This is a genomic window from Methylobacterium sp. GC_Met_3, from assembly GCF_026540775.1.
Taxonomy (GTDB): domain Bacteria; phylum Pseudomonadota; class Alphaproteobacteria; order Rhizobiales; family Beijerinckiaceae; genus Methylobacterium.
Window position 1 is genome coordinate 278,219 of sequence record NZ_JALNUL010000002.1, and the last position, 26,389, is coordinate 304,607.

Consider the following 26,389-nt stretch of genomic DNA (forward strand, 5'->3'; position numbering starts at 1 on the left):
CACCCTAGCGATAGCAGGGTGACCCGCCGTGTCGATGACAGGCGGCACAGGTTTGGGGGCACCGGGTGTCGATCGGCCCGAACCGTCAGGGTTGGCTTGAGCCTGGGCAAAAACGTGTATATGCACATATTATGACTGAGGCTGCTCCGCTCGAGCCCTGCACCTGCTCCGCCCTGCGGCGTGCGACCCGCGCCGTCACGACGGCGTACGACAGCGCGCTGAAGCCCGTCGGGCTGCGGGTGACACAGTTCGCGATCCTGCGCCTCCTACAGCGCCTGGGCCCGACTTCGGTGACACGACTCGCTGCAGAAGCCGCACTCGAACGGACCACGATGGGCCGCAACCTAGATCCGCTGGAACGGCGCGGCCTCGTGCGAATCGCGGCCGGCGAAGCGGATGGCCGCGAGCGCGTGGTCGCTCTCACCGAGGCGGGTGAAGGAGCCATCACGGCGGCGATTCCTCATTGGCGCGCCGCGCAGGCCCGCATCAACGCCCGGGTCGAGCCCGGGGCCGTCGCCGCCCTGGCTGAGGCGCTGGCCTCCGCTTCCTGATTGACCCGTTTTCGCCCCCGGAGCCCGCCCATGTCAGCCCCTACCGCGAAGAGTTCTGCGCCACGTCTGCACTATGCCTGGGTCGTCGCCGCGGTGACCTTCCTGGTCCTGCTCATCGGTGCCGGCGTGCGCGCCACGCCGAGCGTGCTGATCGTGCCCTGGGAGCGTGAGTTCGGCTGGACCGCGGCGACGATCGGGGTCGGGATCGCGCTCAACATCTTCCTGTACGGCATGATCGGCCCGTTCGCGGTGGCCATCATCGAGCGGTTCGGCCTGCGACGCTCCGTCTGTACGGCACTGCTGATCCTGGCGATTGGCACCGCGGCCACGAGCTTGATGACCGCGCCGTGGCAGATGGTTCTGCTCTGGGGCATCGTGGTCGGCTCAGGCTCCGGCATGGTCGCCAACGTGCTCGGCGCAACGGTCGCCGGACGCTGGTTCGCCAAGCGGCGCGGGCTGGTGATCGGAATGCTCACGGCAAGCAGCGCCACGGGGCAGCTGGTCTTCCTGCCGGTGCTCGCCTCCCTCGCGGTGGGGCAGGGCTGGCGCTCGGTCTCCCTGGTGGTCGCTGCGGTGACGCTGGCGCTGATCCCGCTGGCGGCCTTCTTCCTGCGCGACCGCCCGGCCGATCTCGGCCTGCCCCGCTACGGCGAGACCGTCGTGACGCCGACACCCGTGCTGACCGAGAATCCGGCTGTGCGGGCGCTGCGTGGCCTGCGGATCGGCCTGCGCTCGAAGGATTTCTGGTTGCTCGCCGGTACCTTCTTCATCTGCGGCGCCTCGACCAATGGTCTGGTCGGTACCCACCTGATCCCCGCCTGCATCGACCACGGCATCGCCGAGGTCACGGCTGCGGGCCTGCTGGCGCTGATGGGTATCTGTGACCTCGTTGGCACAACAGCCTCGGGCTGGCTTACCGACCGATTCGACTCCCGCAAGCTGCTGGTTTGGTATTACGGGCTGCGCGGCCTCTCGCTGATCTTCCTGCCCTATTCGTTCGATCTCAGCTTCTACGGCCTGTCGCTGTTCGCGGTGTTCTACGGGCTCGACTGGATCGCCACGGTGCCGCCGACCGTTCAGCTCGCCGGCAAATCCTTCGGTGAGGAGAACGCCGCGCTGATGTTCGGCTGGATCGCCGCCGCGCACCAGATCGGCGCGGCTTCAGCGGCGTGGCTCGCCGGCATGGTCCGGACCGATACCGGCACCTATTTCGGCGCCTTCGTCTCGGCTGGCCTGCTCTGCCTCGTGGCGGCGCTGATGGCGACCTTCGTAGGACGCAGGCCGCAGGAGCCGGCCCTGCGCCCGCTGCCGGCCTGAACTGCGCCGGACGGGCGCAGTTGTCATAAGCGTGCCGCGATGGGGGCGCCCTGAACGAACCGTTCCCGCGCAGACCGAGGCCCGCCTTGACCATCGCAGTCCGGCCCGTGCCGCCAGCCCAGGAAGTACGCCCGTCGCGCGCCTGGTCCGGTCCGGGCTTCGCCGAGTTCGTCGCCATCATCGCCCTGATGATGGCGGTGACGGCGATCTCGATCGACAACCTGCTGCCGGCCTTCCCGGCGATCGAGGCGCGCTTCGCGGTCGCGGACCCGAACCGGCTGCAGCTGCTCGTCTACGTCTACATGATCGGATTCGGCTTCGCGCAGATCGTGTACGGGCCGGTCTCGGATACGATCGGGCGCCGGCCGGTGCTGCTGGCGAGCCTCGCCGTCTACGTGATCGGCTGCGGCCTCGCCATGGTTGCGCCGAGCTTCGAATGGCTGCTCGCGGCTCGGATCATCCAGGGGATCGGCGCGGCCGGCGGCCGGGTGCTGTCGGTGGCGATCGTGCGCGACCGCTTCGCCGGCCGCGAGATGGCGAGCGTGATGTCGTTCACCATGATGGTATTCCTTATCGTGCCGATGATCGCGCCGGCGATCGGCGGCATGATGCTGGCGCTCGGATCCTGGGTCTACGTCTTCGTGTCGATGCTGGTCCTGGCCTTCTGGCTGACCGTCTGGTTCTCCTGGCGCATGCCGGAGACTCTCCATCCGGAATACCGGCGCCCGCTCTCGCCGGCCGCGACCTGGGCGGCGATACGCCTGACGCTGAGGTCCCGGGTTGCGGTCGGCTACACCACCGCGCTCGGACTGCTGACCGGCTGCATCATGGGTTATGTCGGCTCGGCCCAGCAGGTCTTCGACACCGGCCTGTACCATCTCGGCCCGCTCTTCCCCCTGGCCTTCGGGCTGGTGGCCGGTGCGATGGGCACGGCGACGCTGATCAACGCTCGGGCCGTGCGGCGCCTCGGCATGCGGACCCTGTCGCATGCCGGCGTGATCGCATTCACGCTGGTCGGCCTGATGCAGGTTGGCGTCGGGCTCGCCTATGACGGGCATCCGCCGCTGGGTCTGTTCCTGGCGATCCTGGCGCTCAACCAGTTCCTGATCAGCTTCGCGATGCCGAACTTCAACGCGCTGGCGCTGGAGCCGCTCGGCGCGATCGCCGGCACGGCTTCCTCGTTCCTCGGCTTCTACACGACCATCCTCGGCGCCCTGTGTGGCTTCCTGATCGGCCAGGCGTTCGACGGGACGGTGCTGCCGGTGGGGATCGGCTATGCCGCGCTGGGCGGCTTGGCGCTCCTCGTCGTCATCTGGACCGAGCGCGGTCGTTTGTTCCGGGGCGGCGTGTCCGGCTGAGCGTCGGGCTTAACCGGGTCTTCAGAGGCGCGGGCCAAGCTTCCGAGGTCTCCCAACCGACCGGATACCCGATGCTCGACCGCGCCCAGAACGGAACGCTTCTCGCCGCGCGGCTGCTGCTCGCCGCCGCGCTCCTGCCCACTGGAATCGCGCGGGCGCTCAACGTCTCGGGCTTCGCGTTGACGCTCGCGGGCGGCGGGGTGCCGTTCCCCAACGCCGTCGCGACGGGCGCGGTGGTGGTGCAGGTCTTCGGGCCGCTGGCCCTGATCCTCGGCGTGCTGCCCCGGCTCACCGGGCTGGCGCTGGCCATCTTCGCGACGCTGACCGCCTTCGTGCTCCATGCCTTCTGGCATTATGTCGGCCCGGCGGCGGTCGCCGAACGCACGTTGCTGCTGGCCGATCTCGGCCTCGCGGGCGGTTTCCTCATGTATGCCCTTGCGGGCCCCGGTGCCTGGAGCTGGCAGGGTTGGCGTGCCGGCGTGGGCGCGGAAGCGCCCAGAGCAAAGCCCGTTGCCGGAAAGGCTGCCCCTAAGGCCTCGGCGGCGCGGAGCGGCGGGAAACGCTCTGCCGGCCGGACACCCGCCCGCGCGGCGGCCTGATCGCCGGAACGCGCCTCAACCGTGCCGCGGCTGCATCTCGGTCGCGGCCGGCGGCGTCTGGGTGACCATCCGGCGGCCGGAGATTTCGGAACCGGCATCCGGCGACAGGGTGCGGAAGGCCAAGACGGACGCCGCCGAAATCACTGCCACCGCGAAGAAGGCCGGCCCGAAATCGCCCGCCTCGATCTGGGTCCGGCCATGCAGGCCGGCAGTCCCCTCAAGGGCCAGGGCGCCCAGCGTCACGCCGAGGCTCAAGGAGAGCTGCTGGCAGACACTCGCAAAACTCGTCGCCGCACTCATCTCGCGCGATTCGAGATCGGCATACGCGATGGCGTTGACGCAGGTGAACTGGATCGAGCGTGAGCAGCCGCCGACGAACAGCAGCGCCACCATGATCCAATGCGAAGTCTGCGCCGTGTAGAAACCGTTCACCGCCAGGAAGGCCGCCGCCGCCAGCGCGTTCCACGTCATCAAAGTCCGAAAACCCGTGCGGCGCAGGATCTTCGGCGCCAACGTCTTCACGAACATCGCGCCGGCGGCCGCCGCGAAGGTGATCAGCCCCGAATGCAGGGCGTCGAGCCCGAACCCGACCTGCAACATCAGCGGCAGCAGGAACGGGATCGCCCCGGTGCCGATCCGGAACAGGCTGCCGCCGAGTATGGCGACCCGGAAAGTCGGCCGCTCCATCAGGTCGAGCCGCACGATCGGGTGGGCGACCCGCCGCGCATGGGCCCAGTAGAGCGGCAGCAGGATCGCACCGCCCGCGAGGCAGCCGCACGAGACCGTGGCGGGCAGCAGGTGACGACCCATCGAGGCGAGGCCGAGCATCAGCGCGGCGAGCCCCGAGCCGAGCAGCAGGAAGCCCAGGATGTCGAGAGGCGGCCGCTCCGCCTCGCGGACATCCTCGAAGTACAGGGTCGCCAGCACGATGCCGGCGCAGCCGATCGGCAGGTTGATGAAGAAGATCCAACGCCAGTCGAACCACGTGGTGATCAGCCCGCCGACGGGCGGCCCGAGCACGGGGCCCACGAGGGCGGGGAACGTCAGGTAGGCCAGTGCCGTGACGAGCTGCGATTTCGGCACGCTGCGCAGCACGACCAGCCGCCCGACCGGCACCATCATGGCGCCGCCCATGCCCTGCAGGAACCGCGCGGCGACGAACCACGCCAGCCCGTTGGCAGCCGCACAGGCGAGGGAGCCCGCCATGAACACGACCAGGGCCGCGCGGAAAACGGTGCGTGCGCCGTAGCGGTCCGCCATCCAGCCGCTCACCGGGATGAAGATCGCGAGGCTGACCAGATAGGACGTCAGGGCAAGCTTCAGGGCGATCGGATCCTCGTTCAGGCTCGCCGCGATACTGGGCAGCGCCGTGGCGATCACCGTCGAATCGGTGTTCTCCATAAACAGGGCGGTGGCGACCGTCAGTGGGACGATCCAGAACGGTCTTTGAGCGGGGGAGGACATCGGAGGGCAGACGCGCATCACGCCGTGCCGGTTGCACGACGGCGGCGCGGAACTCGCATCCGGGTGTTTCGCGAATGTATCTATCTTGCCACAGAAGTTGTGTCGGTAAGCGACGGCACCTTTTGTAAGCGGGGCCTAATGGCTACGTTTGTTTCACGCGGCCGTGAGATCGGTCTGTGAAGAGGTTTCGTCCCCGGGACGGGCCGCGAGGAGTTCGATGCCGTCCAGCCCCAGCAAGGCCCGTTTCCTGCCGCGGATCGCCGTCGGCGTCGCCCTGTTCTCGATGGTGGCAGCCTGCGGCACCGTTCTGCTCAACGATCGCGGCTCGCTGACGCGCTACGACCGTCTGAAGGCGAGCGATCAGGTCGCCTCCGCGTCGCGGATCTACGTGGACCGGCCAGCGCTCACCCGGGTGCGGACGGTGCGCATCATCCCGACCGCGTTCCACGCTGACGTGGCCGGAGCAGGCCCGCTCACGCCAGCCGAGCGGCGCCTGATCGCCAACGCCGCCGACCGGGCGCTCTGCTACGATCTATCCCTGAAGTACGACATCGTGTCGGGCCGCGACGCGGACCTGACCGTCCGGGCGCAGGTGACGCGGGTCGATCCGACCGACCTCCTCGGGGCCGGCGCGACCATCGCGGGCTCGGCCGGCGTAACGGTCGCCTCGCAGTTCGGCTTGAGCGTCGCCGAGGGGATTGGGCGCATCCCGATCCCGCGCATTCCGATCGGGCTCGGGAGCCTGACGGTGGAGGCCGAGGCGCTCGACCGGCGCCGTGAGCAGCGTGCCGCCATGGTGTGGGGCGGGGCCGCGAATTCCTTCACCAGCCAGCCGCGCTTCTCCCGTGCGAGCGACGCCTACGATCTCGCGGGCGAGTTCGGGCAGGATTTCGGCTACATGCTGGCGACCGGCGACGATCCGTTCACGGCGCCCAACACCCTGCCGACCTGGGACCGCATCCGCATCACGACGCTCGGCGAGGCCCCCCTCGATCCGGATTGCGAGGCCTTCGGCCGGGCGCCCGGGATCGACGGCATCCTTGGCGATTATATCGGCCTGCCGCCCGAATACACCGACAAGGGACCCCGCGCCCCCGCGGTACGCTGAGCCGGCGGCGCATCCCGGCGGCCCGAAAATACCCGTGAGCCATGCGTGTTTTCGCGTTGCGCCGCGGCATGCGCGCATTGGCGCCATCGGGGAGCCCGTGATACTGGCACTTGCCAACCCGATCCCGCAGCGCGACCCGTAGCGCCGCCGTCCGAGGAAAGTTGGCATGGCCCGTATTGAAACCGCATCGATCATCGAGGGTCTGACCTTCGACGACGTGCTCTTGCGGCCTGCCGCCTCCTCGGTGATGCCGACCGAGGTCAACGTCGCCTCCCGGCTCACCCGCAGCATCCCGCTCAACCTGCCGATCCTCGCCTCCGCGATGGACACTGTGACCGAGGCGCCCATGGCCATCGCCATGGCGGCCAATGGTGGCATGGGCGTCATCCACCGCAACCTCGAGCCGGCCGAGCAGGCCGAGCAGGTCCGGCTCGTCAAGAAGTACGAGTCCGGCATGGTGATGAACCCGATCACCATCCACCCGGACGAGACCCTGGCCGACGCCTTCGAGGTGATGAAGCGCAACCGCATCTCCGGCATTCCGGTGGTCGAGCGGGGGCCGAACGGCTCGCGGGGCAAGCTCGTCGGTATCCTGACCAACCGGGACGTGCGCTTCGCCACCAACTCCGCCCAGCCGGTTGCCGAACTGATGACCCGGGATCGCCTGATCACCGTCCGCGAGGGCGTGACCCAGGACGAGGCGAAGCGCCTGCTGCACCAGTTCCGGATCGAGAAGCTCCTGGTCGTCGACGATCATTACCGCTGCATCGGCCTGATCACCGTCAAGGACATCGAGAAGCGCGTCACCTACCCGTTCGCCGTCAAGGACGAGCAGGGCCGCCTGCGGGTCGCCGCCGCCACGACCACGGGTGACAGCGGCTTCGAGCGGGCCGAACGCCTGATCGATGCCGGCTGCGACGTGATCGTGGTCGATACGGCCCACGGCCACTCGATCAAGGTGCTCGACGCCGTCGCCCGGGTGAAGCAGCTCTCCAACGCCGTACAGGTCGTGGCCGGCAACGTCGCCACCCGCGAGGGCGCGCAGGCGCTGATCGATGCCGGGGCGGACGCCATCAAGGTCGGCATCGGCCCGGGGTCGATCTGCACGACCCGGATCGTGGCGGGCGTCGGCGTCCCCCAGCTCACGGCCCTGATCGAGGCCGTCGAAGCCGCGGGCGAGGCCGACATCCCGGTGATCGCCGACGGCGGCATCAAGTATTCCGGCGACCTCGCCAAGGCGATCGCGGCCGGCGCCTCCGTGGCGATGCTCGGCTCGCTGCTCGCCGGCACCGACGAGGCGCCCGGCGAGGTCTTTTTGTATCAAGGCCGCTCGTACAAGTCGTACCGGGGTATGGGCTCGGTCGGCGCCATGGCCCGGGGCTCGGCCGACCGCTATTTCCAGGCCGAGGTCAACGACACCCACAAGCTCGTGCCGGAGGGCATCGAGGGTCAGGTGCCCTACAAGGGGCCGGTGGGGAACGTCCTGCACCAGTTGGCCGGCGGCCTGCGCGCCGCCATGGGCTATGTCGGCGGCGCGACCATTCCGGAATTCCAGGAGCGCGCCCGCTTCATCCGCATCACCAATGCCGGCCTGCGCGAGAGCCACGTCCACGACGTGACGATCACGCGGGAGAGCCCGAACTATCCGTCGCGGACTTGAGGATCTGATGCGCACGCTGATCGTCGGAGCCGGTGCGACCGGCGGCTATTACGGCGCGCGGCTCGCTGAATCCGGCGCCGATGTCACGTTCCTCGTGAGGCCGGCCCGGGCGGCGAAGCTCGCCGCGGACGGGCTGAACCTTCGCTCACCGCTCGGCGACCTGCAGATCCCGCGCCCGCCGACCGTCACGGCCGACCGGCTGGCCGAGGCCGGTGGGTTCGATCTGATCGTTCTGTCCTGCAAGGCCTACGACCTCGACAGCGCTATCTCGGACCTTGCGCCCGCTGTCGGTGCGGGGACGGCGATCCTGCCCCTGCTGAATGGCCTCGCTCATTTGGACGCACTCGATGCCCGGTTCGGGGCCGAGCGCGTGCTCGGCGGCTCTTGTGCCATCGCGGCGACGCTGACCCCCGACGGCACGATCCGCCACATGAGCGAGTTGTGCAGCATCACCTATGGCGAGCGGGACGGGTCGCGCTCGGCCCGGATCGAGGCGGTCGACACCCTGATGCGCGGTCTGAAGTTCCAGCCGCGCCTCAGCGAATCGATCCTGTTGGAGATGTGGGAGAAGTGGGTCTTCCTGGCGACGCTTGCCGGGGCCACAACCCTGATGCGCGCCGCGGTCGGCGACATCGTGGCGGCGCCCCGTGGCGCAGATCTGATGGCGGCACTTCATACCGAATGCACGACCGTCGCCACCGCGAGCGGTTACGCACCACGGGCCGCGGTGGCCGAGCGGGCGCGGGCGCAGCTCACGGCGGCGGGATCGACCTTCACGGCCTCGATGTTGCGCGACATCAAGAATGGCGGGCGGATCGAGGCCGATCACGTGATCGGCGACCTGATCGCCCGCGGCCGCCGGCTCACGCCGGAGACGGCCTTCCCCCTGCTCACGCTCGTCTATACCGGCCTCAAGGCCTACGAGGCGCGGCGGGGGCGGGAGGCGGCCTGAGCCGCCGCCTCTCAGTAACGGCCGGGCGGCGGCGCGGGCGGGTTGCCGTATTCGAGCTGCGTCTTGGCATCGACGGGCCGGCGCGGCGGCGGCGAGAAATCGGGCTGGGCGGCGGGGGCGCTGGCGCAGGCAGCGAGCGACGCTGCGACCAGGCCCGCGAGGGCGAGACGAACGGCGGACGAGACGGACGACGACATGGGCTGGGAGCCTTCCGGAACGCAACTGGCTTCGAACCACCCTGGTCCGCCGCCGATGGATGCCATAGGACACGCTGCAGGCCGCTAGCGGACCGCACGTCGCGTGGTCTGGACCGGGATCGCGCCTGAAGCTCGGCCGTAAGATGGCGGCATCGCGGGGCAAGCGTGGCCGTTTCGCGACGCCGTCGACTCATTCCAAAGGATCAGACCGCTGACACCCGCCGCCCGCTGCTCCGCCGCCATCGAGGTACTCACCGACATCGCCGAGCGCCGCCGGCCGGCCGCCGATGCTTTGAAGGATTGGGGCCTCGCCCATCGGTTCGCCGGCTCGGGGGATCGGGCCGGGATCGCCAGCCTCGTCTACGACGCCCTGCGGCGCCGTTCCTCGGCGGCCTGGATCATGGGTTCCGATTCGCCGCGTGCGGTGCTGATCGGAGCGTTGCGGCTGCAGCAGGGGCTCGCCGCAGCCTCGGTCGCGGCGCTCTTCTCGGGCGAGCGCTTCGCACCGGAGCCCCTGACCGACGACGAGCGCGCGCGGCTCGACACCGCGACGCTTCAGGACGCACCGCCCGAGGTTGCCGGCGATGCCCCCGCCTTCGTGCTGTCGGACCTTGCGGTCACGCTCGGCGACGACCTGATTCCGGAGCTCAAGGCGCTTGCGCGCCGCGCGCCGCTCGACATCCGCGTCAACACCCTGCGCGGCCCGCGGGACGAGATCCTACCGGCGCTCGCGGCCTTCGGCGCGGAGCCGACGCCGCACGCACCCCAGGGCCTGCGGATCCCGATCGGTGCGGACGGGCGCGGTCCGGCGCTCCATGTCGAGGCCGAGTTCCTGGAAGGCTGGTACGAAATCCAGGACGAGGGCTCACAGCTCGCGGCTTTGCTCGCCGCACCGCAGTCCGGCGAGACCATCGTCGATCTCTGCGCGGGCGGCGGCGGCAAGACCCTGGCGCTCGCGGCCGAGACCGGGAACGGCGCTCACCTGATCGCCACCGACGGCGATCCGCGGCGCCTCGCGCCGATCCATGAACGCCTGCGCCGATCGGGCGCCGGGGCCGAGGTGCGGTCGCCGCGGGGCGGACGGGCGCGTATCGACGTGCTGGAGGATCTCGACGGCACCGTCGACCGCGTGCTGGTCGATGCGCCCTGCACCGGATCGGGCACATGGCGACGGAATCCCGATGCCAAGTGGCGCCTGCGCCCGGGCAGCCTCGCGCTTCGCACGGCCGAACAGACCCAGGTTCTCGACCGGGCGGCGCGGCTGGTCAGGCCGGGCGGGCGCATCGTCTACGTGACCTGCTCGCTCCTGTCCGTCGAGAACGATGCGGCCGTTGCCGGCCTGCTGTCGCGCTGGCGCGGGCGGTTCACCGTGATTGCGGCGACCGAGGTCCTCGCTGCGGGCCCGGCCTCGTTGCGGGAGGCGGTCCGGATTACGACCCACGGGATCCAGATGAGCCCGCACCGGACCGGCACGGACGGCTTCTACGTTGCGGTAATCGCCCGGAACGCCTGAGTCGCGCGGTCGCGGGACCCCATTGCGCCCGGCCGCGTTGGAACCGCGGCCCGATCGATCCCACCGCCAGGAGTCGCCCTTGCACCTGGACCGCCGTCTCCTGCTCGCCGGCCTCGGGAGCCTCGTCGGCCTGAAACCCGCAACGGCCGCGACGGACGGGCCGCCGGAGCCCGCGCCGCACGAGGCGATCAAGGCCCTGCCGCGTTCCCTGCCCGGCGCGGATCTCGAGGTGATCGATCTCTGGCCGGGTGATCTCCCGGGCGGCGGCCCGGGACCCGATGCGGATGGATACCGTTACGTCGAGGGCGCCGTCGGCGACATCACGCGGGTGGCGCGGCCCTGCCTGCTGGTCATGCGGCCGGCCAATGCCAACGGTGCCGCGATGATCGTCGCGGCCGGAGGCGGCTACGAATACATCGCGATCGGCAACGAGGGCGTCCCGGTGGGGCGCGTGCTCAACGCGGCCGGCATCACGGTCTTCCTGCTGATCTATCGCCTGCCCGCAGAGGGTTGGGGGGCCGGTCCCGACGCACCCCGCCAGGACGCCCAGCGCGCCCTTCGGCTGGTCCGATCGCGGGGCATAGAGTTCGGGATCGATCCGGACCGCGTCGGCGTACTGGGCTTTTCGGCCGGCGGCCATCTGATGGGTGAGACCGCGGTCGGCAGCGCGCAGAACCTCTACCCGGCCGAGGATGCCATCGACGTGCAGCCGGTGCGGCCGACGCTCGCCGGGCTGATCTACCCGGTCATCACCATGCGCAAGCCGTTCGACCGGACCCATACCCGGCGCATCCTCGTCGGCGACGAGGTGACGGCGCTCGAGATGAAGACCTACTCGGTCGATCTCCAGGTCGGCCCTGAGACGCCCCCGACCTTCCTGGCACAGGCGATCGACGATCCGATCGCGGTCGCCGACCATCCGCTGCTGATGTTCGCAGCCCTGCGGAAGGCACGGGTTCCGGCCGAACTGCACCTGTTCGAGCGCGGCGGACACGGTTTCGGGCTCGGGCTGCCCGGTACGCCCGCGGCGGCCTGGCCGGGGCTGTTCCTGGCCTGGATCCGCCTGCACGGGTTTCTGCGGGGCTGATCGTTCAGCTGCCGCTGGCGATCACGCGGTGGAGCTTGGCGACTTTGGGCCGGCTGGTGCGGAACTGGCCCCGCTCCACCGCCACGAACACCACGGTCGCGATGGCCAAGGTCGTCAGCCACCAGATCGAGGTCAGCCCGACGCTGAGGCAGGCCACCGTGAAGGCTGCCGCGAAGCAGCCCATGGCGCCGGGGACCAAAGCGGGTCCGTCGCGCCCGGCCCGGCGGATCGACGCGTAGAGCGCGAAGGCGGCGGCCAGTGCGCCCACGATCCCGAGCTCGTACCAGAACTCGAACAGAGCCGTCGTTGGGGCGTTCAGCGGGAGAAGACCGACGAGGCGCCCGCGCAGCGCGGTCTCGAAGCCGTGGCCGGTGATCAGGCGCACCGGGTCGGTCGTCACCACCTTCTGCCAGCTCTTCAACGACAGCACCGTCGGCGTCAGCGGCCCCAGCACGGCGGACCCGATCGGCCGCGCCAGGAATGGCAGCAGCGGCGCAACGGCGAGCAGGACGGCCGACACGATCGCGGTCAGCTGCACGCCGAGGTTCTGGCGATAGCTCGTCACCGCGAACGCGACGGCGCCGACCGCCAGGGCCGCGATCTGCGTCGCGTCGGGCTGGACGGTGAGCGCGAGGGCCACAAGGAGGGCCAGGGCCAGCGCCTCCCGGTCGCGGCGCCGGGACCGGAGCCAAGCCAGTGCAGGCCAGACCAGGAGGATCAGCAGCACGAGGCCGCGATCCAGCGCTCCGTCATCCTCCGCACCGGGAGGGCCCATATGGGCGCCGAACAGGCCGAGCACGATCGCCACGATCGCGCCGGCCACCACGCCCAGCGGCAGCAGGTACAGATTGGCCGAGCGCATCCGGTCGGGGAGGGCGAGGTAGCCCAGCAGAGCCAGCCCGACGGTGGCCGCGAGGTTCACGATCCGCTCCAGGCCCGGCCCGAGAAACGGCGTCCATGTCAGCGACAGCGCCGACCAGAACACCACGAGCATGGCGGCCAGAAAGGCCGGGGCAGTCAGAAGCCTTCGCGCGGCCGGCCGCACCGGCCGCTGCCGCCGGTCGATGACGCTGGCGATGATCAGCAGGATGACGGCGATCGGCGCGAGGATCACCGAGGCGCGCCGGGCGACCTGCGCCAGGACGGGGAGCACCACGAACAGCCCGAAGAAGCCGAGGCGTCGCAGCAGCGCTGCGGCGTCGAGCGCCGGATCGGCATGGGTCGAGTTCGACGCGCGCGGCATCCTGCGCCTTCTACCGGACCGGGACGGCCGGTTCTCTGATCGATACGCAAGGTGCGCGCAAGTCGCTGTAGACGCCGTGCCACACCAAGCGCCGTGCGCGCACGCTCAAGCTACGGTGGCGGCCTCACGCGGACGCCGCCGTAGCGTCCGCCGGCCGACATCCGAAACGATCCGCCAGCCGCCCCAGGCGGCGAAGAACCCGATCAAGCCGGCCGCCAGCCCGTCGGCATTGGTCGGGATCGCCGGGCTGAAGTCACGATAGGCGGCTTCGGCGACCGGCATGTCGGGGTCGCGCAGCATCGCTACGACGCGGCCCAGCGGGCTCGTCGCCGAGGCCAGGGCTTGTTGCTGCGCGCTTAAGCGGGCGAGCCGGGTGATGTCGGCCTGCGCTGCCGCGCCGCGACGGGACACGAGTCGATCGGGATTGCTGCGCAGGCGGTCGACGGCACCCTCGCGGGTCGTGCCGGAGGCCTGCGCGTCCGACTCGAGCACCGCCACCTGACGGCGGAGTTCGTCGGCGGCCCCGCCGAGCCGCTGGGCATATTGCTGCGCGAATTCCGGCGCCTGCGCGGCGACCGCGCCGCCGAGGAGTCCGAGGGCGAGTCCGAGGGTGCGGAATACGCGGAACACGTCAGACCTCCGGCCCGTGGAATCGAACATCGACAAAGAGCACGCCGGTTAGGGCGGTTCCAGCCGCCCTCATGCGGGAAGCGTCAGCAGGCCCGCCTGTCCGTCACCGCAGCCGAACAGCAATCGGCCACCGCGCCCGTCCCAGGCTAGGGCCGTAATTGCGCTGCCGGGAACCGCCGGTCGCACCAGCAACTCCGCGGCATCGGTGAACCGGACGAGAAGGATGCAGCCGTCCTCGTAGCCAATGGCCAGGACCGGTGCCTTCGGGTGGAACGCGACGCGGGACACCCGGGCGGGGCGGACCCCGCATTCCCGCGGGGGCTTGCCGGTCGGGCCCTCCTTCGAATCGAACGGCCAGACGATCGCCGCCTCGGCGCCGCCGGTGGCGAGCCAATGCCCGTCCGACGACCACGCCACCGAGCGCACCTTGCCGGGATAGCCCGACATCCGCATGTGGCCGCGATCCGGCTGGAGCCGCCAGCCGTGCAGGGCATTCTCCTGCATGGTGGTGACGACGAAGCGGCCGTCCGGCGACCACGTCACGTCGATATGCGAACCCTTCCACTCGATCACCTCGGCGGGTGTCTCGAGATTCGGGAACCAGAGGCTGACGCCGTTGTAGTGTGAGATCCCGAGCCGGTAGCCCTTGGGCGCGAAGACGAGCCCGCGCGCCGTCGAGGGAGCCTGGAAGGTGCGTTCGCGGCCCTTGGCATCCCGCGCCACGACATGGCGCCCAGCCGACCACGCCGCGGCTCCGTCCGGGTGGACCGCCAGGGAATCGATCCAGGCTCCCCCCTTGGCGGAGCCGATCTGCTCGAGGGTGCCATTGGCCCGGATCTCGACGATGCGGCCGTCATCGCCGCCCGTGAGGAGGCGCGGGCCGTTTCCGGCCGCAACCAGAATCCCGGCCTCGGGATGCGCGACGAGCCGCGCCAGGCCTCCGTCCCGCGCCAGCGCGACCGCGCCGTCGCTGAGTGCCAGGGCCGGCACGTCTTTCAGAAAATGGGCCGCGATCACGTGGGCGCCGGGATCGAGCGCGGCGACGTGCTGGGTCAGGGAGGGGTTGCTCAAGGTGCTGCTCATTGCGCGGGGACCTTCGCGGCAGGCGGGCCCGCGCGCAAGACCACGATCGCACTCACCAGCGCCAGACCGCCGGAAAGCGCCGCCGGCGCGATCAGGGCGTAGAGGGCGAACAGGCTGTAGGCGTGCGCCCCGAGATAGGCGCCGAGCAGCAGGGACAGCCAGACCAGCCCGTCGCCGACCCAGCCGAGCGGATCCCCGGTCCGGGTGAGCGCCTGGGCGATCTTATGGCCGAGACTGAACAGGGCACCGGTGACGAAGGTCGTGCCGGCGCGGAACCCCTTCACCTGCGCGAGCACCGCGTTCTGCGAGCCCATCGCCACGGCGACGAAGAAGGCGGCGAGGCCGAGTTCCGGCGATTCGAGTCCGAGACCGAGGCCGCCGAGGATCAGAAGTGACTCGTAGGCGAGCACCGCGGGTGTCGTCCAGCGGGGCGGCACGAGGATCGCGAGCCCACTGCCGAGGACCGAGCCCGTGAGGAAGGCGAAGATCAGGACCGCCGGCAACACCATCCGATGGGGATCGGCCGCCGCGCCGAAGACCGCGAGCTGTGTGGTGTTGCCGCTCATGAACGACGTGTAGAGGCCGCCGAGCCGCACGAAACCGAGGGCGTCCACGTATCCCGCGAGCCCCGTCAGCAGTAGTCCGAGCCCGAGCTGATGGATCCGGTTCACGATCCCGCTCCCTGGTCGGGTTCCGGTAACCACCTGTTAACCAAGTCATCGGCCTCGTTCATCGGTATCCAAGGGCAGTTAACGCGCCACTCACCAAACCCGTGCAATTCGATCGAAACAGGGTGAACGCCGTGTCGAGAGGGGCCGTTGTCCCTGCGATCCGGTCGGGGAACAGCGTTCCCTCGCCGGGTGAGTGGGAGTAGCGTCATGGTTCCGTTCGCCGCCGCGCTTGTCTGTCCGTCCCTACGTGTTCCGGACTCGGCCGCCGCCACCATCCTGATCGTCGAGGATGAGCCGACCGTCTGTGAACTGGCTGCCGAAACGCTCCTCGACGCCGGTTATCGAGTGCTCACCGCCGCGGATGCTTGGCAGGCCGAGGCGATCCTGGTCCGCGAGAGCGTCGATATGCTCTTCACCGATATCGATCTGGCCCGCAACACGAACGGTCTCGCCCTCGCGCGCCGCGCCCGTGATCTGTGCCCGGATCTGCCGGTGGTCTACACCTCCGGGGGCCGTGACGGACTTGCGACCCGCGACGCCGTTCCCGGCTCCGTCTTCGTGCCGAAACCCTATCGCCCGAGCCAGCTCGTGGTGCTCACCCGCGACGTGCTGAACGCCGCGCTCCTTCACGCCTGACCTGGATCTCCGAGGACCTTCGCCATGTGGCGCTTCCTTCCCGCACTCGGTCTTGCCACAGCGCTCTCGGTCGGGCCCGCTGAAGCGGCCTGCGACGTGAAAGGCGCGCAGATTGAGGAGGCCATCGCGGCCAAGAGCGAGCTGCGCTCCGACGCCAACACCCAGCTGGTGCGCGACCTGCGCACTCTGCGCGATGCCGCGATCGTGCTGGACACCTACAAATTCCCCGGCGAGTGCGAGGTGTTGCTCGGCGTGGCCAAGTCGCTTCTTGCCGATCCCGCCAAGACCATCGAGCAGGGCGGCGACACCGACGAGGACAAGGCCGAAAGCCTGACCGAGGCGCGCAAGCCCAAGGACTCCGGCACCTCGAAGGCGAAGTAGTCGCCTCCGCGGATTCCGTTGCCGTTCGCGGGTCGTTCCCGAAGCCCTCAGCGCTCCTCGCCGGCACTCGCGCCGATCTTCGCCCGGGCGAGCGCCTTCCCGAGCTTGGCGGCGATCTGGTCGCGCAGCATGTCGGCCATCTCGATATCGACCAAGCGCCACGCCAGCCCGCGCAGCCGCAACCGGATGCGCGTGCGCTGTCCGCGGGGTGCCTCGGGCGGGATTGGAACAACCACGGCGCGGAAGCCGCGCATCTCCATCGCCGTGTAGAACGGCAGCAGGCGCCCGAAGCTGTGGATCGCGAGCCCTTCCGGACGCGTGCCGGCCGGCCGCTCGAGATCGAGCTTGTCGGGCCAGCCGTTGGCGAGCAGGTCGATCACCGTCTCGGGGGTGATCATCGACTCGGACAGGGCCAGGGCCAATCCGTATGCGGCATCGCCGAGGCGTTGGCGATCGCGCGGCTCGATGTCCGGATCGCTCTCCGACGCGGTGCGCATTGCTGCCGTGATCTGCCGCACCAGGGACAGGCGGAGCGTCCGGAAATTGACGTGGCTCTCGATGTAGGCGCTGTCGTGCCGGCGCACCGCCTGCGCGAGATCGTACAGCGACCAGAGCGGGCTCATGGTGAAGGCGAGCCACGCGAGGGCGAGCCCGAGCAGGACCGCGAGCCAGCGCATGCCTCAGGACCCCGGCTGCCGCGTCACTGCGCGTCCGCCCAGCGCTCGAGGCCCGAGAAGGCCGCCACCACCCGCTCGTAGACCGGGCGCTTGAACGGTATGATCAACTCCGGAAGTTCGTCGAACCGCGCCCAGCGCCATGCGTCGAACTCCGCCTTGTGGGCGCCCCCGCCCGGCTGGAGGACGTCGATCAGCTCCTCCCGGCCCTCGAAACCGAAGGCGAACCATTTCTGGGTCTGCCCACGGTAGCGACCCTTCCAGGCCTGCTTCATGACGTCGGGCGGCAGATCGTAGGGGAGCCAGTCCGGGATCTCGGCGAGTTTGCGGATCGCCCCCGGCGGGACATTGGTCTCTTCGTAGAGCTCCCGGCGCGCCGCCGCCTCCGGATCCTCGCCCGGGTCCACCCCGCCCTGCGGCATCTGCCACATATGCGGACCGGCGACGTGCTCGGGGCCGGCATCCTTGGTTCGGCGCCCGACGAACACGCCGCCCGACCGTGCGATCAGCGCGATGCCCACGCAGGGGCGGTAGGGCAGGCTGCCCGGATCCAGATCCGTTGTCATTAGCCGGACCATAGGTCAGTGGCGCGGGCCGCGGCAACGCCACCCAGGTGCGGAGGGCGCCAACCCGGCGCGAAATCCATTCTGGCGGGAGCCGAGCGCGCCTGCACTCAATCAGCCGTAGAGACGCGCTTGTCGCGGGCGCCGCGTAACGCCACGCTGGCCGGGACGATGCGCAGCCCGCGGGTATCGAGGTCGCGCGCCCAGCGCGCGATTCGATCGACCGTCAGCGCGGCGCCGCTGGCCGAGACGAGCGCGAACCCGTTGGCACGGGCACGCGCCTCGGCCTGCGCCAGGGCGGCGTCGATGGCGTCGGCCCGCGGGGTCGCGTCGAGGACGATCTCGGCGCGGGCGACCGGGGTGCGGGTCTTGTTGGGGGGGGCGGGCGTCGGCTTCGGGCCGGTTCCGTCGTCGAGGAAACCGAGGCCCCGGGCGCCGATCTCGCGCAGGATCGGCTCGAAGGCGGCATCCGCCATCAGCTTCGATCCCATGAAGTTCACGGTGCCGACATAGCCGGGAAAGCGCGCCAGCGCCCAGGCGAGGCGATCGGCATTCTCGGGTCCCTTGAGGGACGTGAGCAGCCCCTGCGGCCCGGGGTCGCTGTCCGGATAGTCAAACGGCTCCATCGGCAGTTGGAGGAAAACCTCATGCCCGGCGTCGCGGGCCCGCGCCGCGGCGCGCTCGGCCTCGCTGCCGTACGGCAGGAACGCCAGACTGACGGCAGCCGGTAGGCGGGCGGTGGCGCCGGCCGTGGCGGCCTGCCCGACACCGAGGCCGGTCACCACGATGGCGATGCGGGGGCCGGTTCCGGGTTCCTCGGACCGGGCGTAGACATCGAGCGCGCGCCCCCGGCCTTCGCCGAGCTTCGGCATGATCCCGTGCCGGCCGGTCTCGCTGATCCGGGGATCCGGAGCGGCGGCCAGACGCGGCGCGGTTGGGGACGGGACACGGATCACCACGGCATCGGTCGGGCCGGAGCCCAGCGGGCGCACCACCGTGACGCCCGAAGCCGACTCGACCTCCTCCGCGCTGCGCTGGAGCTGCCCTTGCCCGGGCGCCGTGGTGGCGACCTGCGGCTCGACGGCAGCGACCGGAGCCGGCGGGCGCGCCGCGGCCTCGCGGATCACGATCACGGCCTCCGCGTGGGGTTCGCCGCCCTGGGGATCGCCGAGCGCCACGACGAGGCCGAGCGACGCCACGAGGGCCGCCGCGATCGCCCCAGCCGCGACTTTCGGCCGGCGCAGGGTTGCGACGATCCGGCCGAACCGCCCGCTGGGCTGGTCCGGCACCTGGGCCTCCGCCACCCCGAGGGGGCGCGTGAGGATATCGTCGTTGGATTCGGTCAAGCGGCGCTCGATGCGGAATCGCGATTCCAACCACGCCGGAGCGGCGCGGATCTCCGACGCCATTGCGGACCGGTATGGTTAACGATCCTCTAAGGTCCGGTCCCGAAGATAAAAATCCCGCCCGGCTTCAGGCCGGACGGGATCGCAAGACGTCGTTTCAGGCTTCGGATGTCAGTTCGGCAGGCTCGGCTTCTGCTGCTGCGCGCTCGGCGTCCCGTTGGCGGCGCCCTTCTGGATGCCGTGCAGGAAGTCGACGGCCGAGATCAGCTGCTTGTCCTTGGCCGGATCCGGCGGGACATAGGCGGAGGAGCCGCCTCGCTCGTCGGTATCCTTCTGCTTCAGATGGCCCTTCAGCCCGGCCTCGCCCTTGGTCTCGTCCTTGCCCTTCAGCTCGTCCGGTACCTCCTGCAGCACCTCGACGTCGGGCTCGATGCCCTTCGCCTGGATCGAGCGGCCGGACGGCGTGTAGTAGCGCGCCGTGGTCAGCCGCAGGGCGCCGGAGCCGCCGAGCGGGATGATCGACTGCACGGAGCCCTTGCCGAAGGAGCGCGTGCCCAGGATGGTCGCGCGCTTGTGATCCTGCAGGGCGCCGGCCACGATCTCCGAGGCCGAGGCCGAGCCGCCGTTCACCAGCACCACCACGGGCTTGCCCTTGGTCAGGTCGCCGGACTTGGCCGAGAAGCGCTGCGTCTCGTCCGGGTTGCGGCCGCGGGTCGAGACGATCTCGCCGCGATCCAGGAACGCATCCGACACCATCACGGCCTGATCGAGCAGGCCGCCCGGGTTGTTGCGCAGGTCGATGACGTAGCCCTTGATCTTGTCGGCCCCGATCTCGCTCGTGAGCTTGTCGATGGCGGCGCGCATGCCGTCGAAGGTCTGCTCGTTGAACTGCGTCAGGCGGATATAGGCGACGTCGCCGCCCTCGATCTTCGAGCGCACCGGCTTGATCTTGATCACGTCGCGGGTGAGCGTGACGTCGATCGGCTCCTTCGACTCCTTGCGGCTGATCTTGAGCTTCACCGCGGAGTTCACCGGGCCGCGCATCTTGTCGACCGCCTGGTTCAGGGTCAGCCCCTGCACCTGATCGTCGTCGATCTGCGTGATCACGTCGTTGGCGAGCAGGCCTGCCTTGGCGGCGGGGGTATCGTCGATCGGCGTGACGACCTTGATCAGGCCGTCCTCCATCGTGACCTCGATGCCGAGCCCGCCGAACTCGCCGCGGGTGGTGGTCTGCATGTCGCGGAACGCCTTGGCGTCCATGTAGCTCGAATGCGGATCGAGCGACGTCAGCATGCCGTTGACGGCCGCTTCGATCATCTTCGACTCGTCCGGCTTCTCGACGTAGTCGGTCCGGACCTTCTCGAAGACGTCGCCGAACAGGCTGAGCTGGCGATAGGTTTCGGCCGAGGCGGCGACGGCTCGCGGACCCGACAGGAAGTCGGTCTGGGTGGCCACCATGGAGGTCCCGGCACCCAGGAAGGCGCCGAGCATGATCAGGGAAGTCTTGCGCATCAGCCGCGAACCTTCTCGCCAAGTACCGTATTATTCGGGCTCTTTGCCCACCACGGCTCCGGATCGATGGAGCCGCCGTCCTTCTTGAACTCGACGTACAGGGTGGGATCGCCCTCGGACCCGTTGAGGCCCGCGCCCTTCTCGCCCATGCTGCCAACCGGCTCGCCCGCGAGCACGAACTGGCCGACCTCGACGCTGATCTGTTCCATCCCCGCGAGCAGGAGATAGTAGCCGTCGCCCGCGTTGATGATCAAGAGTTGGCCATAAGACCGGAACGGACCCGCAAACTGCACCCAACCGTCGGCCGGTGAGGAGACCGTCGCCTTCGGACGGGTCGAAAACGACACGCCGCGGGTGGTTCCGCCATTGCCGTCGGGCTGATTGAACGCCCGCGCCAGCCTTCCGCTCACCGGCCGCGGCACTTCGCCCCGCGCCTCGGCGAAATGCACCTTCGGTGCCAGCCGGGCCGGGTCGCGGAAGCCGGCCGCGGCAAATCGCTCCTGCGTCGCCTTCACCTCGCGCTCAGCCGCCGCTTTGGCCTCCTCGGCCGAACGCTTCGCCGCAACGGACTCCGCCTCGGTCCGGTCCATCAGGTCCTTCAGGCTTTTGGCCTGGGTGCCCAGTTCGGCGGCGCGGCGGCGTTCGGCATTGAGGCCGCTCTCGACCTCGGCCTGACGGGCGCGCCGCGCTGCCACCAGGGCTTCGAGCCGCTGCCGCTCCCGCGCCCAACCGGCGAGATCGTTGCTCAGGCCTTCCTTGTCCTGAGCAATCAGCCCGCGCAGGCGGATCATTTCTGCGAGATCGGCGGCGAGCGTATCGACCTCGCCGCGCAGCTCCGGCACCACCGCGCCGAGCAGCATCGAGGTCCGGATGGCGGCGAGCATGTCTTCCGGGCTCACCAGGACCGCGGGCGGCGGGCGCCGGCCCATGCGCTGCAGCGCGGCCAGGATCTCAGCGACGACGCCGCGGCGGGCCTGCAGCGAGCGCCGGATCGCCGACTCGCTCTCGGTCATCGCCTTCAGGCGCTCCTCCAGGCGGCTCAGCCGCTCCTCGGTCGCCTGCGCCTGCCGGCCGGCATCGAGGAGGGCGCTATCCAGCTTGGACCGGTCGGACCCGATCGCGGCGATCTCGGTCTCGAACTGCGCGCGCTGGCTGGTGCTGGCGGTCAGCGCATCCTGGACGCGTTTCAAGTTCTCGGCGCGTCGGTCGCGTTCCTCGTTGGCGCGCTGCGTGGCCTCGGCATCCGCGGGGGAGGGCGGCTCGGCGTGTACGGGCGCAGCGAGGCAGGCGGCCGCCAAAAGGAGAAGGATGGGCAGGTACCGGCCCAGGCCGATCCCACCCAACCCCCTCATCCTGAGGTGCGGGAGCGCAGCGGAGGCCGCGAAGGAGGGCTCCAGGGGACGCAGCGACATCTGGAGCCCTCCTTCGAGGCCCGCTGATGCGGGCACCTCAAAATGAGGAAATTGGCGGGGAGTGTCGGTGTATAGACGGCGCGCGGCCTCTACCGCCCGCCGTGCCCAACCGGTCTCGATGTCGAACCGCGCCACGCCGGTCAGCCCGCCTCGCCCCGGTGATAGGGGTGGCCGGCCAGGATGGTCAGGCTGCGGTAGATCTGTTCGAGGGCGAGCACGCGCACGAGTCCGTGGGGCAAGGTCGCTGCCCCGAACGACAGAATCAGGTCGGCCTTCGTCCGAATTGAGGCATCGAGGCCGTCCGGGCCGCCGATTGCCACCATCAGGGCCGGCCGGGATGCATCACGCCAGCCGGCGAATCGTTCGGCCAGGGTCTCGCTAGGGAGATCGGCGCGGCCGCGCTCATCATAGGCGATCAAGACCCCGCCGGGCGGAAGCAGAGCGCCGAGTGCCGTCGCCTCCTCGGCACAACGGTCGATGGCGCGCCGCGCGCGGGATTCCGGGATCTCGACGCTGTCACAGGCGGGGAAGCCGAGCCCGCGGCCCAATTGACCGGCGCGCTCGCGATATCGTGACGCCAACTCGCGCTCGGGCCCGGCCTTGAGCCGCCCGACCGCCGCCAGCAGGAGGCGCAACCGCCCGCCTAACCGACCGCAAGGCCGACCGGCCGATCCGCGCCCCACATCTTCTCGAGGTTGTAGAAGCCGCGCACTTCGGGCCGGAAGACGTGCACCAGCACGTCGCCGGCATCGATCAGCACCCAGTCGCAAGCGGGCATGCCCTCGACCCGGGCGTTGCCGTATCCCCGATTCTTCATCTCCTGGATGAATTTATCGGCGATCGAGCCCACGTGCCGCTGGGAACGGCCCGACGTGATGATCATCGTGTCGGCGAGCGACGTCTTCCCGACGAGATCGATGGCGATCGTCTCCTCGGCCTTCATCTCGTCGAGGCATTCGAGGGCGAGGGCCTTGAGGTCGTCCGCGCGCGCCTGACCGGGCTCACCCGGGGCAGGAGCGGGAGTGCGGATTGTCTCCGTGGGGTTAGTTTCGGGCAGCGTCCTGATTCCTCGTGGTGCCGCGCGGCGATGTCACGCCCCGCGGTCGTTCCTGAAATTGGCGGCATCGGGCGGCGATTGCAACTGCGCCGGTGCCGCGTCACGGTTGCGTCCCTGCATACCGTTACGGATCTCTGTCGAGGACAGGCTCGAACGCGGCCCGTGCAGGAAGGTCCAGGCAGGCGGGCGGCGGAGCGCGAGCGTCGATGCGGCCTCCTCGGGGATACGCGCTTTTGCAAGCCGCTGCGACGCCCGGGCGCTCAGCGGGGTCATGGTCCAGCCGGGCCGGTCGATCACCGCGATCGGCATCAGCCGCGCGATTTCCGAAAAGCCTTTCCAGCGGTGGAAGGTGCCGAGCGAATCGGCGCCCATGATCCAGATGAAGTGAATGCCCGGGCAGCGCCGCCTGAGAAAGCGCAGCGTCTGCACGGTGAAGCGCACGCCCAGCGTCGCCTCGAACCCGGTTACCGCGATGCGCGGATGCCGGGCGATCCGGCTGGCGAGGGCACACCGCTCGGCGACGGCCGGGAGGGCGTTGCGGCTCTTCAGCGGGTTGCCCGGGCTCACGAGCCACCAGACGCGGTCCAGCCCCAGACGGCGCATCGCCATCAGGGTCACGTGACGGTGACCGAGATGTGCGGGGTTGAAGGACCCGCCGTACAGGCCGATCCGCATGCCGGGGGCGTTCGGCGGCAGGTTCAGCCGCACGCCGGACCTTGAACCGCGGTCACGGACGGATCTGGCCGCTGCCGTGCACCCGATACTTGAAGGTCGTGAGCTGCTCGACGCCGACCGGGCCGCGGGCGTGCATCCGCCCAGTGGCGATCCCGATCTCGGCCCCGAATCCGAACTCGCCGCCATCGGCGAACTGCGTCGAGGCGTTGTGGGTCACGATCGCCGAATCGACCTCGGCCAGGAAACGCGTGGCCTCTGCATCGTCCTGCGTGATGATGGCGTCGGTGTGGTGCGAGCCGTAGGTCTCGATATGCTCGATCGCCGCCCCGATCCCGTCCACCACCCGAACTGCGATGACGGCATCGAGGTATTCGGTGTGCCAGTCCTCCTCGGAGGCGGCGGTGACCCGGGGGTCGACGGTGCGGGTTGCGGCGTCGCCGCGGACCGCGCAACCCGCATCCAAGAGGGCGGATACGAGCGGCGCGAGATGCGTGCCGGCGCAGGCCCGGTCGACCAGCAGGGTCTCGGCAGCGCCGCAGACGCTGATGCGACGCATCTTGCTGTTCAGCAGGACGGTCCGCGCCATGTCGAGGTCGGCCCCGGCGGCGACGTAGACGTGGTTGATCCCGTCGAGATGGGCGAAGACCGGCACCCGCGCTTCCTGCTGGACGCGGGCCACGAGGCCGCGGCCGCCCCGAGGCACGATCACGTCGACGCATCCGTCGAGGCCGGACAGCATCAGTCCGACCGCCGTCCGGTCGCGGGTCGGCACGAGCTGGATCGCCTCGGCAGGCAAGCCGGCATCGGCCAGCCCCAAACTCATCGCCCGGGCGATCGCCATGGCGCTGCGGTGGCTGTCCGAGCCAGCCCGCAAAATCGCGGCATTGCCGGCCTTCAGGCAGAGCGCGCCGGCATCCGCCGTGACGTTGGGCCGGCTCTCGAAGATTACGCCGATCACGCCGAGCGGGACGGTGATGCGCTCGATCAGCAGGCCGTTCGGCCGCTCGATGGCGGCGAGCTGGCGGCCGACCGGATCGGCCAGCGACCCGATCTTTTCCACGGCGTCCGCCATGGCGGCCAGACGGCCGGGATCCAGCGTCAACCGGTCGATCAGGGCCACGGTCTGGCCGGCCTTCTGCGCGGCCGCGACGTCGCGGGCGTTCTCCGCCAGGATCTCGTCGCCGCTGGCCCGCAGGCGTGCGGCGATCGCCTTCAAGGCGATGTCCTTGGTCTGGGCCGAGGCCAATGCCATTTGCCGGGCGGCGGCCCGGGCACGCCGGCCGATCGCCGCCATCTGCTCCGGCAGGGCATCGGCCTCGGTGAAATCCGATCTGAGATTCAGGACGGGCACGCTGGCGTCCTCGTTTGGCGACGGCCGCTCAACGGCGCGACAGGGCAGGGAGCCGTATTTGCACATCGTACAGCACGCCGACAAGTGTGCCGCAGCACGCAGGACAACAATACTTAACGGGGCCCGGGCGAACTGAATGCAGATCGTTCACAACAGTCTTAGAACAATGCCAAGTCATCGCGGTGCACCATCCAGGCGCGACCGGGATAGTTGAGCAAGTCCGGGATGCGTGCGCTCGGATGACCGATGATCAGGGTCGCTTCGGCGCTGTCGTAGGCGACGAGACCGCGCCCGAGGACACGGCCCTCGGGGTCGCGGATCACCACGGCATCCCCGCGGGAGAAACTGCCTTCGATCGCCCGGACGCCGACGGGAAGCAGGCTGGCGCCGCCCCGCAAGGCCTTCAGGGCGCCGGAATCGATCGTGAGCGTCCCGCGCGGTTCGAGGGAGCCGGCGATCCAGGTCTTGCGCGCCGCCGTCGGCGTCGAACCGGACAGGAACCACGTGCAGCGCGCGCCTTCCCGGAGGGCCTTCAGCGGGTTCTTCCCGCGCCCATCCGTGATCACCAGATGGGTGCCGCCGGACACGGCGATCTTGGCGGCCTCGACCTTGGTGCGCATGCCACCCCGCGACAGCTCGGAGGCCGGCCCGCCCGCCATCGCCTCGATCTCCGGGGTGATGCGTTCGACCACAGCCAGATGGCGCGCATCCGGATCGCTCTTCGGCGGTGCGGTGTAGAGGCCGTCGATATCCGAGAACAGGACCAGCACGTCGGCATCGATCATCGTGGCGACGCGGGCGGCGAGGCGGTCGTTGTCGCCGTACCGGATCTCGGAGGTCGCCACCGTGTCGTTCTCGTTGACGACCGGCACGGCGCGCATTTCCAGCAGTTTCAGCACGGTCGCACGGGCGTTGAGGTAGCGGCGGCGCTCCTCCGTGTCCTGCGGTGTCACCAGGATCTGGCCGGCCACGATGCCATGATGGCCGAGCGCCTCGGCCCAGTGCCGGGCCAGGGTGATCTGCCCCACCGAGGCCGCGCCCTGGCTCTCCTCCAGCCGCAGGGGCCCGGGCGGCAGGCCCAGAACCGTGCGTCCCAGGGCGATGCTGCCGGAGGACACGACCAGCACGTCGACCCCGCGCGCGTGCAACTCTGCGATGTCCTCGGCCAGCGCCGCGAGCCAGGCATGCCGGAGGCGCCCGGCGGTCCGGTCGACCAGGAGCGCCGACCCGACCTTGATGACGACGCGGCGGAAATCTTCGAGGGTCGGGATCATGATTCTGACGATGCGCGGCTCATCGGCGCGGTTTGGACGAAGCGGGGTGGTTTGAACAGCTGTGTGCGGAGAGCG

27 protein-coding genes are annotated in these 26,389 nt (G+C 70.0%); 11 read left to right on the forward strand and 16 right to left on the reverse strand.

What is annotated here, in order from left to right:
• The first annotated feature begins 131 nt into the window (after positions 1-131).
• From OXS27_RS04630 to OXS27_RS04645, 4 genes are all read left to right on the forward strand, one after another.
• The gene (locus tag OXS27_RS04630) at positions 132-551 is read left to right on the forward strand and encodes a MarR family winged helix-turn-helix transcriptional regulator (RefSeq protein ID WP_243921156.1); all 420 of its coding nucleotides are present in this window, start codon (positions 132-134) and stop codon (positions 549-551) included.
• A 30-nt stretch (positions 552-581) separates the two neighbouring features.
• A complete protein-coding gene (locus tag OXS27_RS04635; RefSeq protein WP_243921154.1) occupies positions 582-1,868 on the forward strand; it encodes an MFS transporter in 1,287 nt (428 codons plus the stop codon).
• Between the two features lie 86 nt (positions 1,869-1,954).
• Entirely contained in the window at positions 1,955-3,226 is a 1,272-nt protein-coding gene (locus OXS27_RS04640; protein WP_267354530.1) for a multidrug effflux MFS transporter, read from the forward strand.
• Positions 3,227-3,297: 71 nt separating this feature from the next.
• Complete coding sequence (locus tag OXS27_RS04645; protein WP_243921150.1) at positions 3,298-3,825, forward strand: DoxX family protein; 528 nt, start codon at positions 3,298-3,300, stop codon at positions 3,823-3,825.
• Positions 3,826-3,840: 15 nt separating this feature from the next.
• On the opposite strand, the gene OXS27_RS04650 is transcribed toward OXS27_RS04645, so the two are convergent.
• Positions 3,841-5,289, reverse strand: coding sequence for an MFS transporter (locus OXS27_RS04650; protein ID WP_267354533.1), 1,449 nt, complete (start codon positions 5,287-5,289; stop codon positions 3,841-3,843).
• 217 nt (positions 5,290-5,506) lie between these two features.
• Between OXS27_RS04650 and OXS27_RS04655 the strand changes: the two genes are divergently transcribed.
• The 3 genes from OXS27_RS04655 (at position 5,507) to panE (ending at position 9,009) form a co-directional block, all read left to right on the forward strand.
• Positions 5,507-6,397: a DUF3313 domain-containing protein gene (locus tag OXS27_RS04655; RefSeq protein WP_243921146.1), complete on the forward strand. Its 891-nt coding sequence runs from the start codon at positions 5,507-5,509 to the stop codon at positions 6,395-6,397.
• Positions 6,398-6,563: 166 nt separating this feature from the next.
• A complete protein-coding gene (gene guaB / locus OXS27_RS04660; RefSeq protein WP_243921144.1) occupies positions 6,564-8,057 on the forward strand; it encodes an IMP dehydrogenase in 1,494 nt (497 codons plus the stop codon).
• A gap of 7 nt (positions 8,058-8,064) precedes the next feature.
• Positions 8,065-9,009 (forward strand): 2-dehydropantoate 2-reductase, encoded by a 945-nt coding sequence (panE, locus tag OXS27_RS04665; protein WP_267354536.1) that lies wholly within the window; start codon positions 8,065-8,067, stop codon positions 9,007-9,009.
• A gap of 11 nt (positions 9,010-9,020) precedes the next feature.
• Here panE and OXS27_RS04670 read toward each other — a convergent pair whose 3' ends face one another.
• Positions 9,021-9,206 (reverse strand): hypothetical protein, encoded by a 186-nt coding sequence (locus tag OXS27_RS04670; protein WP_243921140.1) that lies wholly within the window; start codon positions 9,204-9,206, stop codon positions 9,021-9,023.
• Between the two features lie 211 nt (positions 9,207-9,417).
• Here OXS27_RS04670 and OXS27_RS04675 point away from each other — a divergent pair, with 211 nt between their 5' ends.
• The gene (locus tag OXS27_RS04675) at positions 9,418-10,719 is read left to right on the forward strand and encodes an RsmB/NOP family class I SAM-dependent RNA methyltransferase (RefSeq protein WP_267354803.1); all 1,302 of its coding nucleotides are present in this window, start codon (positions 9,418-9,420) and stop codon (positions 10,717-10,719) included.
• Positions 10,720-10,798: 79 nt separating this feature from the next.
• Positions 10,799-11,806: an alpha/beta hydrolase gene (locus OXS27_RS04680; protein WP_243921138.1), complete on the forward strand. Its 1,008-nt coding sequence runs from the start codon at positions 10,799-10,801 to the stop codon at positions 11,804-11,806.
• Positions 11,807-11,810: 4 nt separating this feature from the next.
• Here OXS27_RS04680 and OXS27_RS04685 read toward each other — a convergent pair whose 3' ends face one another.
• The 4 genes from OXS27_RS04685 to OXS27_RS04700 all read right to left on the reverse strand — a co-directional run bounded on the left by OXS27_RS04685 (position 11,811) and on the right by OXS27_RS04700 (position 15,433).
• Entirely contained in the window at positions 11,811-13,049 is a 1,239-nt protein-coding gene (locus OXS27_RS04685; RefSeq protein WP_267354537.1) for a peptide ABC transporter permease, read from the reverse strand.
• A 105-nt stretch (positions 13,050-13,154) separates the two neighbouring features.
• Positions 13,155-13,679, reverse strand: a complete 525-nt coding sequence (locus OXS27_RS04690; protein WP_267354538.1) for a DUF2937 family protein — start codon at positions 13,677-13,679, stop codon at positions 13,155-13,157.
• A gap of 69 nt (positions 13,680-13,748) precedes the next feature.
• Entirely contained in the window at positions 13,749-14,762 is a 1,014-nt protein-coding gene (locus tag OXS27_RS04695) for a WD40 repeat domain-containing protein (RefSeq protein WP_267354540.1), read from the reverse strand.
• Entirely contained in the window at positions 14,759-15,433 is a 675-nt protein-coding gene (locus tag OXS27_RS04700; RefSeq protein WP_267354542.1) for a YoaK family protein, read from the reverse strand. Before OXS27_RS04700 ends, OXS27_RS04695 begins: the two co-directional genes overlap by 4 nt.
• A gap of 207 nt (positions 15,434-15,640) precedes the next feature.
• On the opposite strand from OXS27_RS04700, the gene OXS27_RS04705 reads away from it, so the two are divergent.
• A complete protein-coding gene (locus OXS27_RS04705; RefSeq protein ID WP_267354544.1) occupies positions 15,641-16,069 on the forward strand; it encodes a response regulator in 429 nt (142 codons plus the stop codon).
• A gap of 24 nt (positions 16,070-16,093) precedes the next feature.
• A complete protein-coding gene (locus tag OXS27_RS04710; RefSeq protein WP_267354546.1) occupies positions 16,094-16,450 on the forward strand; it encodes a photosystem reaction center subunit H in 357 nt (118 codons plus the stop codon).
• A gap of 47 nt (positions 16,451-16,497) precedes the next feature.
• On the opposite strand, the gene OXS27_RS04715 is transcribed toward OXS27_RS04710, so the two are convergent.
• From OXS27_RS04715 to proB, 10 genes are all read right to left on the reverse strand, one after another.
• On the reverse strand, positions 16,498-17,127 hold the full coding sequence (locus OXS27_RS04715; RefSeq protein WP_267354548.1) for a DUF2939 domain-containing protein: 630 nt from the start codon (positions 17,125-17,127) through the stop codon (positions 16,498-16,500).
• A 23-nt stretch (positions 17,128-17,150) separates the two neighbouring features.
• The gene (locus OXS27_RS04720) at positions 17,151-17,702 is read right to left on the reverse strand and encodes an RNA pyrophosphohydrolase (RefSeq protein ID WP_267354550.1); all 552 of its coding nucleotides are present in this window, start codon (positions 17,700-17,702) and stop codon (positions 17,151-17,153) included.
• A 95-nt stretch (positions 17,703-17,797) separates the two neighbouring features.
• Entirely contained in the window at positions 17,798-19,033 is a 1,236-nt protein-coding gene (locus tag OXS27_RS04725; protein ID WP_267354552.1) for a divergent polysaccharide deacetylase family protein, read from the reverse strand.
• A 171-nt stretch (positions 19,034-19,204) separates the two neighbouring features.
• The gene (locus tag OXS27_RS04730) at positions 19,205-20,545 is read right to left on the reverse strand and encodes a S41 family peptidase (RefSeq protein ID WP_267354554.1); all 1,341 of its coding nucleotides are present in this window, start codon (positions 20,543-20,545) and stop codon (positions 19,205-19,207) included.
• Entirely contained in the window at positions 20,545-21,897 is a 1,353-nt protein-coding gene (locus OXS27_RS04735) for a peptidoglycan DD-metalloendopeptidase family protein (RefSeq protein ID WP_267354806.1), read from the reverse strand. The genes OXS27_RS04730 and OXS27_RS04735 overlap by 1 nt, the downstream gene beginning before the upstream one ends.
• 200 nt (positions 21,898-22,097) lie before the next feature.
• Entirely contained in the window at positions 22,098-22,592 is a 495-nt protein-coding gene (gene rlmH / locus OXS27_RS04740; protein WP_267354556.1) for a 23S rRNA (pseudouridine(1915)-N(3))-methyltransferase RlmH, read from the reverse strand.
• A gap of 8 nt (positions 22,593-22,600) precedes the next feature.
• Positions 22,601-22,987 carry a ribosome silencing factor gene (gene rsfS / locus OXS27_RS04745; RefSeq protein WP_243921367.1) on the reverse strand — a complete coding sequence of 129 codons (387 nt, stop codon included), beginning with the start codon at positions 22,985-22,987 and terminating at the stop codon, positions 22,601-22,603.
• Positions 22,988-23,047: 60 nt separating this feature from the next.
• Positions 23,048-23,722: a nicotinate-nucleotide adenylyltransferase gene (locus OXS27_RS04750; RefSeq protein ID WP_267354558.1), complete on the reverse strand. Its 675-nt coding sequence runs from the start codon at positions 23,720-23,722 to the stop codon at positions 23,048-23,050.
• A 19-nt stretch (positions 23,723-23,741) separates the two neighbouring features.
• On the reverse strand, positions 23,742-25,040 hold the full coding sequence (locus tag OXS27_RS04755; RefSeq protein ID WP_267354560.1) for a glutamate-5-semialdehyde dehydrogenase: 1,299 nt from the start codon (positions 25,038-25,040) through the stop codon (positions 23,742-23,744).
• A gap of 158 nt (positions 25,041-25,198) precedes the next feature.
• On the reverse strand, positions 25,199-26,314 hold the full coding sequence (gene proB, locus OXS27_RS04760; protein ID WP_243921115.1) for a glutamate 5-kinase: 1,116 nt from the start codon (positions 26,312-26,314) through the stop codon (positions 25,199-25,201).
• Between the last annotated feature and the right edge of the window lie 75 nt (positions 26,315-26,389).